The sequence below is a fragment of the Dapis hubbardiae BLCC-M172 genome, assembly GCF_050016015.1.
In the GTDB taxonomy this organism is placed as follows: Bacteria; Cyanobacteriota; Cyanobacteriia; order Cyanobacteriales; family Microcoleaceae; genus Trichodesmium.
In genome coordinates this window covers 40,623-48,155 of the sequence record NZ_JBNHEQ010000335.1, presented here as the reverse complement: position 1 = coordinate 48,155, position 7,533 = coordinate 40,623, and the positions used below count along the sequence as shown (strand labels likewise).

At 38.5% G+C, this 7,533-nt stretch carries 4 protein-coding genes; all 4 read right to left on the bottom strand.

Annotated elements, in window-relative coordinates; translation table 11 throughout:
- Positions 1-972: FG-GAP repeat protein (locus ACP6PK_RS30995; RefSeq protein WP_426565551.1), on the bottom strand; the 972-nt coding region annotated here is incomplete at its 3' end.
- 757 nt (positions 973-1,729) lie between these two features.
- Positions 1,730-4,495, bottom strand: a complete 2,766-nt coding sequence (locus ACP6PK_RS30990; protein WP_426565549.1) for a TIGR02921 family PEP-CTERM protein — start codon at positions 4,493-4,495, stop codon at positions 1,730-1,732.
- Between the two features lie 248 nt (positions 4,496-4,743).
- Entirely contained in the window at positions 4,744-5,463 is a 720-nt protein-coding gene (locus ACP6PK_RS30985; RefSeq protein WP_426565547.1) for a Uma2 family endonuclease, read from the bottom strand.
- A gap of 323 nt (positions 5,464-5,786) precedes the next feature.
- Positions 5,787-7,532 carry an alpha/beta hydrolase gene (locus ACP6PK_RS30980; protein WP_426565545.1) on the bottom strand — a complete coding sequence of 582 codons (1,746 nt, stop codon included), beginning with the start codon at positions 7,530-7,532 and terminating at the stop codon, positions 5,787-5,789.
- Position 7,533 lies beyond the last annotated feature (1 nt).

Below are 7,533 nucleotides of genomic sequence, written 5' to 3'. Positions count from 1 at the left end.
AGAACCGTCTGGTGCGGTAAATTTCTGGAGCAAACTGCCAGTAGTAGTGTCAAATAGGTAGGCTGAACCACTTAATAGTCCGTTTTCATCGTCTCCTATGGCACCAATCAGGGCAAGGTGATCGCTTAGAGCTACTGACCCTCCAAACAAGTCTGATTCAGAACCGTCTGGTGCGGTAAATTTCTGGAGCAAACTGCCAGTAGTAGTGTCAAATAGGTAGGCTGAACCACTTAATAGTCCGTTTTCATCGTCTCCTATGGCACCAATCAGGGCAAGGTGATCGCTTAGAGCTACTGACCCTCCAAACAAGTCTGATTCAGAACCGTCTGGTGCGGTAAATTTCTGGAGCAAACTGCCAGTAGTAGTGTCAAATAGGTAGGCTGAACCACTTAATAGTCCGTTTTCATCGTCTCCTATGGCACCAATCAGGGCAAGGTGATCGCTTAGAGCTACTGACCCTCCAAACAAGTCTGATTCAGAACCGTCTGGTGCGGTAAATTTCTGGAGCAAACTGCCAGTAGTAGTGTCAAATAGGTAGGCTGAACCACTGTTGCTTCCGTTTTCATCGTCTTCTGGGGCACCAATCAGAGCGAGGTTATCCCTTAGAGCTACTGAGTCTCCAAACAAGTCTCTTCTAGAACCGTCGGGTGGGGTAAATTTCTGGAGCAAACTGCCAGTAGTAGTGTCAAATAGGTAGGCTGAACCACTGTTGCTTCCGTTTTCATCGTCTCCTATGGCACCAATCAGGGCAAGGTTATCCCCTAGAGCTACTGACTCTCCAAACAAGTCTGATTCAGAACCGTCGGGTGCGGTAAGTTTCAGTTCAAAAGCGTTAGCAGGAGCTGTCAAAGCAAGAAGTGCCAGGAGCGGACAGGAGGCTATTTTACCAATTTTGTTTAGGTTAGTGGCTTTGCTCTTAATTGCTTGTTTTTGATTGTGCATATCTAAAATTTTTCCTCTATTTGTTGCCATGAATTTGTAAGTTATAGCGCTTTTCATATTAGACGTTAGTCAACCTCTCCAGAAAAGAGGGAACACTTAACTGGTATGGAGGGAACACTTAACCCACCCCTAACCCCTCCTGGGAGGGGAGTAATTGATAATTTCTGGATCAGAAATGAAATGCATATGTTTTAATCAGAAGCACCTACACAGAGGAGTTTCTCTGTTGTTTGTTATTAAACTTCTTTTAATCCTATATGCTCCATTTTCTGGTGTCAATAGCATTTTGCCTACTTCATCAAATCTTCATAAAACTTATGTTCTATCCCACGTTCCGCACTTCAAGTTATATGAGGGAACAGGGGAGAGTTGGGAGAGGGGGGAGAGGGGGGAGAGTTGGGAGAGTTGGGACATTTTTCTACCTTTTTCCCCTATTCTATATTCTCGATCTCCTGAGGACTGACTCCTGAGGACTGACTATGCAAAGATACCAAATGGCTTCTATAGAATCCGGTTGGTTATATAGTATATGTTTATTATTCTATAATTACTTCAATTTCGGCATCTCCTCATCTCCTCATCTCCCCATCTCCTCATCTCCCCATCGCCCCATTTTCTAATGCACTATTTAAGGTGTGTCGGTCCTGTCGGGTGCGTTAATGCAATGTAACGCACCGTCTATTCCAGAATTTTTTGCGTTACGCTTTCGGTGCGGAATGCTCCGCAAACACTGTTGTTTGCTATCGCAAAGCTGCGCTTTGTGCCAGCAAAACACACCCTACTACTTTTAACTTTTGAATTTTGAACTTTGACTTATCCATAGCGCTATTCCCATTGCCACCATTCCCAATACCATACCAGGTTCGGGTACATTTGCAGCATCCAATGGGTTATTCGGATCGGTTAACTGCTCCTTGCCATCTTCAACTTTTCGGTGAAAACGGTCTGCTGCTGCTTCTGCTCGTTTGAGTGCTTCCCGTTGTTCATCATTAACCAAAACTATCATTGAAGAATAAGGTGTAACTATTTTATAGGTTTTGGCGATCGCGTGAATAGTATCCAACTCCTCCAAAGTTTCCAAGTTCATTTTTTTACTCAACCCCAAAACTAACTTTTGAGCTGCCAGAGGTGCAAAATTATCTTCTATTATTTCCCCACGAGATTTTTTCTCCATAAACCAAGCATACCCATCTGCTACACTGACAACATATTTTCCTAATTTTGATTTTGCCGTCACTTGTTGGAATACTTCAGTAAGTTTTGTCGCTACACCACCCCCACTTTGTTGCATCAATTTTAATGTGGCATCATCATAAGCAGGTGGCATCGCTCCCAAATGCAGCATCCACAGAGGTGCGGATAAGTTTGGCATTTCTTGACTGTTATCCGAGAGTTCATAACTACCTTCATCCGTAACTAATATCACCCCATCGTAGGGAGTATCCTCTCGTAACTGGAGAAATTGTTCGAGCATTTCCTTATATTGGAGGGTAGCGAAAAATGTAACTTTCTCAGCATCAAACTGACTAATATCATCAATGCGTTGCGGTGGAAAACTAACATCAGTCAAATATATGTCTGCATCACCATTACCAAAACTCAGGTCTCCAAAACCATTTGCTACTAACCAGTCAATATTCTGTTTTAGTTCTTTTGTTTTAGTTCTCATGCTGTAGGAAGTATCGACAACTACTGCAAACCGTTCGCTTTCTGGTAAAAATTTTTCTGGCTTTACTAATGGTTGAGCAGAAATTTGATATCCGTTGGCAAAATTTATCTGACGTTGTTGTGGAGTTGTTTGAGCAACTGCGGTCAGACTAGATGGCAACCATGCGTCTCGATCGCTTCTGACAGACTTGCCGTTATAAATTCGTTTTGTGTCTTTATTCCAATATATGTTCCGTTTTTCTGTCAACTCTGGTAAAGCAAAATTATTATCTTTTGCCATTACTTGATAAGTTAACCATAAGTGCATTTGTGTTGGTCTTTCTGAGTTATTTCTTCGTTCCCTTACTGACAATTTGGCTGGTATAGGAAACGCTCGCAAACGATATTGCCGAGGTCCGACTTTTTCTAGTAGAGCAGGATCGACCGGACGTTCTCTTCTGACTTGGGAATTATAGACTTTTTGTGCTGCACCACGGGGGTAAACTTTGAAAGGAAAACGTTGGGTGCGGTTATCGGTATCGCCTAACCAAATACCTGTAATAACTGCACTTTCTGGGAGGGTAAAATAATAGAGAATTTCTTGAGGTTCAAAGGTTTGATTTTCGTAAATTTCATATAATTCTATATCTGCCCAATCTCCGTTTTCTTTAACTGTAATTTCTTGGTTTTTCAGCCAAACTTTTTGTTCCCCAATATTTAATAATCCAGCTTTCACTTCATCTATATTAGCTGTTGATTGAAGAGCATTAAGAATAGTTTTTTGTTCTGCTTTTTGAATGGGGGTATCGAAAAAATCACTGTAGAGTTTTGCTGCCTTTTCTTTATCTTTATCAGAACCTTTATATAAAAATGGTGAGACAAGATGATTGAAATAATCTTGTAATCCCTGATTAATTGATTCTGGTAAACCAAATGTACTTCTGTACATAATCCGAATTTGGTTACTTTCGGCAGCCGTACCCAGATAACGATATGAAGATAAATAGGCATTAACCAATCCATCTCTAATCAAATTAGAATTAGCCAAAAGTTCTTGGCGATCGCTATTATTTCTGACTGGTAAATCTAACATTTGAAAAGCTACAACTTGGGGTTGTTGCTGAAATGAAACAAACAGAATCATCCAGGCAATTATCACAGCAACAGCACCTTGAAATGTACGTTGATGACCATTTTGAAAAGCAAACATTCTCAATATTCTTTGCCCAGAATGAACGTATAAACTTGCCAGAGCTGAAGGCATAAACACAAAAAAAGTTGTGCTTAAAGCCAATACAAATAAAGATAAGAGCAATGTAAAAGCATAGCTAGGAGCGTAAGTTAACTCAGAAATAATTCCTTCAAGCCAGTAAAAGGAGAAAAATTCGCGTAACAAAATTACAGATACTGGCACAGCATAAAACAGCATTAATATTCCCACATATAAACCAGTTAATAACATCAGAGTGTGGGCAAATAATTGTAACCATGAGACTAACGGAATTCTCTTAACATAACCACATAACATTTCCAGAGAAAATGCGATAATACTAACTAATATTGTGCCTAAAATTAAAGTGCTGGCTTCGGTAAGTTCTCGCAGTACAAATAAACGCAATAAACATAGTAAAAATAAAGGTGCTTCTACACCATAAAATAACCGGATTAATTGTAGAGGTTGTTTGCGAAAACGCCACCCACCAAAAATTGTACAAATAGTTGGAATTGCTATTATACCGATGAAAGTAATCAAAAATTGATTGGGAATTAAACCAGAAAATGTAGCCTCAATTAAAGATGAGCCAATACTTGGTAAAATCCAGAAATAAACAAGTCCTAAAAATGCGAAATTCCAGACCCAAAATATACTGTAAAAAGTCAAATGCAAAAATGTTTTTGTTTTCATTAGAAAATTCCTTCAAACTATTGATATAGAAAAGTAAAAAAATCTAGTAGTTAACTCAGACATATTTAATTGTGTGTTATTATGGATTATAAAATGCCTTTCACAGTATAAATTTTAGCCGTCTAACCCACCCTACAAATTTTGCAATAGTCGGGGCAGGTTCAGCGTTAAATTAATGATATCAATATTTGATGAGATAAACCCGCCCCTATAGACCCACGGCCTATTTTATCCAAAAACTTAACCTATTAATTGTCATCAAGATCGATCCCTACTTCTCGCAATAACTGTTCTAAACGTTGGGCGCGTTCTTCCGCTATTTCCTTAGCCTGACGTTCCTGTAGAAGTTGTTCCTCCGCAACAGTTGCCCGACTTTGTGCCGCCTCCAGTTGTTGCTGCACTTCAATATAATCTGTAAACGCTTGCCCATCAGGACGGTACAAAATTAAAGTTTCTTCTGTTAGCTCAAACTTTATACCCAACCTTGGTGAAACCCAACCATTTATTTCATCAATTATTTCCAACCAAGGTTCCGAACGCAACCATCCTGTCAAAGTATTTTTTTGAGGGTCATAAAGATAATATTCTTCTACTCCATAGCGGTCATAAAATAATAGTTTGCGATTCATTTCTTTGGCTGTATTTCCTGGAGAAAGAATCTCGAATACTACCTGTGGGGAGACGTTATTTTCTTTCCATTGCTGATAAGAACCCCGGTCTCCTTTTGCCACTCCAAATACTACCATTACATCTGGAGCTTGTCGTAATTTATTATTTCCTTCTACTGGATACCAAAGTAAATCTCCAACAACAAAAACTTCTGAATTATCTGCAAATAACCAAGCTAAATTATACTGAATAACTGTAATCCAACGAAATTGAATTGTATTATCTGCCATAGGTTGACCATCACTATCGGGATAAACAATTTCTGCATCAGTTTGGGACAAAGGAAGTGGTGTTACCATATTTTATTTCCTCAAAACCTCAGTATTTTAAGTATATAGTATTTCAGAAGGAAGAAGAAATGCAAGACCTAAGTATTCAGGTATTAGCAGTTAGCTTTTGGTTGATTATAATGTACTAATAGCTTTTTAATTAATGAGCAAGATTAGATAATCTCCTTTAAAAGTAACTTTTTATGTTTGCTTAATATTTCAATTATACTTCTTCTTTTAAAAAGAAAAAATTAATAGCTGACCGCGAAAAGCTGACGGCTAAATGCTTAAGATAAGACACAGATGCTTTGATAAATAAAGCTACATATAACTGTTAATAAATTTCGGAAAAATTAATTTAATTCTGTTACAAATAACCAAGAACGTAAACGTTGAAACCAAGATGACCTGACAGTAACCACAATAATTGCCAAGGGCAAAAATAAAAATAGTCCCAGCATCTGCAATGCCAACATTCCCTTACTCATTGCCACTCCTAACAAACCATCTGCTACTCGCTGAGACCAAACCCCTATCAATGCCAACAGTAAAAACCCTAATAAACCAACTTGTTTGCTGGAAACATTACCCACTCCAGTCAAAACAAACGGACGAGACAACCATTTGTCACTCACCACTAAAAACTGCTCTACTTTTGTCAAAGTTACCCCAGGCAATATTAATTCTAGGAAAACTAAGCATACAAATAACCAACTCACCTGTAATTCTAAAGTGTAAGCAGGAATCAAAATTAATTTAATTGTAACGCTACAGTAATAGAACAGAAAAAACGGCCATAACAGTAGAAATTGAGGTAAACCGATAAGATAATTTGGCGTACTCAAAATTTCATTGACTCCACATAACAATGTCGGCAATAAAAACGCTCCTATAAACAACAAAATATACAAACAGACAACTCGCACAATAGCAGTAAATTTGTCAGGGTGACGCAAAGCGTAATTACTACATAGTTGTAAAACATAACAAAATACCAACATATTGCTAGCGCCTCTCGTGGGAGCAAGACCGTTTATTGCCATTAACCAAATAACTGTCATTTGTATTCCCAATAACCAGGTGACACGCTGTCGCCATAATAACTGCACTTTTAACTTAGCTACTTTTTTAATTTGATAAAAGTGTAGATCTTCTATCGAAATTATTTCTGTCGTTTCTGGGGTTTGCCTTCTGATTTTTTCATAAGGTCGGGTCAAGATGGAAACACCAGAAGCAATACCACCTATAAATGTTAATGCTATAGAAATGATTAAAGTAGGTGTGATTAATTTTAATTCTGTAGTGCGAGTTACACTTAAGCTACGTTGTGCCCAATTGACAACCTCTCTAATTAACTTTGGATCGTAGGGTTCGATGATGTGGTCAGCGGTATCAGAAACTATCAATAGTCTAGCAGTAGCATCGGTGAAATTACCACAAATATTTTTACTATCGTTAATACAAACAGGATTTTTCTTCCCTGTCGCCTCTTGCAGTGTGACTCGTAAGTCTTGGGGAGGGTTAATTTGTTCGTAGAGTCCAGCGCCTAAAAATAGATTTCGGGGAATAGTAGGGGTAACGATGCCACTCATACCTAAAATAATTGTTGAGCGCAATATTTCTTCTGTTTTCCCCAAAGCTAATGCTGTTGCACCTCCCATTGAATGACCGAGGATGCCAATTTTGTCTTGGTCAAAAATTTCTGGATGAGAGCGAATATAGGCAATAACTGTTTTAGCATCTGTCTGACTATTTTTTTCCAGGTTTTCTATAGATTTTTCAGCAGTTTTTAGTGGATAAGATTCGCCATAACCTCCGAAGTCGAAAGCGATCGCTGCTATTCCATGTCTGGCTAATTCTACTGCTAAGGATGCCATCATTTCTTTGCTATTGTTGACTCCGTGACATAGTAATATTACTGGGTGGGGTGTTGGTGTGGTGGGGGTATAGATGCGACTAACTAAATGTCGTTGGGAGTCGATTTCAATAGTTACAGATTTTGCTTCAATACCGATAGTCGGATTAAATATAACTGATAATATTAAACCTACTCCTAATAATAGCAAACTTAATAAAAATCTATAGGGATGCCTATTCATA

Coding starts and splice junctions, on each gene's coding strand:
- ACP6PK_RS30985 (WP_426565547.1), bottom strand. CDS start 5,463: ATGGTAACACCACTTCCTTTGTCCCAAACTGATGCAGAAATTGTTTAT.
- ACP6PK_RS30990 (WP_426565549.1), bottom strand. CDS start 4,495: ATGAAAACAAAAACATTTTTGCATTTGACTTTTTACAGTATATTTTGG.
- ACP6PK_RS30980 (WP_426565545.1), bottom strand. CDS start 7,532: ATGAATAGGCATCCCTATAGATTTTTATTAAGTTTGCTATTATTAGGA.